The sequence below is a fragment of the Erwinia sp. PME.40.26/001 genome (genome assembly GCF_055556675.1).
The window spans coordinates 1-400 of record NZ_JBVHNP010000038.1; the positions used below are offsets into that span (position 1 = coordinate 1).

Consider the following 400-nt stretch of genomic DNA (forward strand, 5'->3'; position numbering starts at 1 on the left):
TTCGAATCCGCGCACGATTTCTGGTTTCAGCACCGACTCTGAGCCAAAACGCAACCCTTTCGACGCCGGTAGGCTGGTGCGTTTACCCAGGTGATCGTACATAAACAGACCAATGCGGATCATCCACGCCGGGCGCAGGTGAGGGCGGTGCGGCAGGCGGAAACGCATCGGGAAGGCGATGTGCGGTGCCATTTTCAGCAGCACTTCACGTTCGGCGAGCGCTTCGCTCACCAGGCGGAATTCATAGTGTTCAAGGTAGCGCAGGCCACCGTGAATCAATTTAGAGCTGTTGCTGGAGGTCGCGCAGGCGAGATCCTGAGCCTCAAGCATGAGCACGGATAAACCACGCCCTGCGGCGTCAACCGCGATACCGGCACCGTTAATGCCCCCGCCTATCACA

At 59.0% G+C, this 400-nt stretch carries 1 protein-coding gene; it reads right to left on the bottom strand.

Going from position 1 to position 400, the window contains the following annotated elements:
* Positions 1–399 (bottom strand): FAD-dependent oxidoreductase (locus tag ACZ3HG_RS23100; protein ID WP_465334624.1); only part of this gene is annotated, 399 nt, incomplete at its 3' end.
* Position 400: the final 1 nt, after the last annotated feature.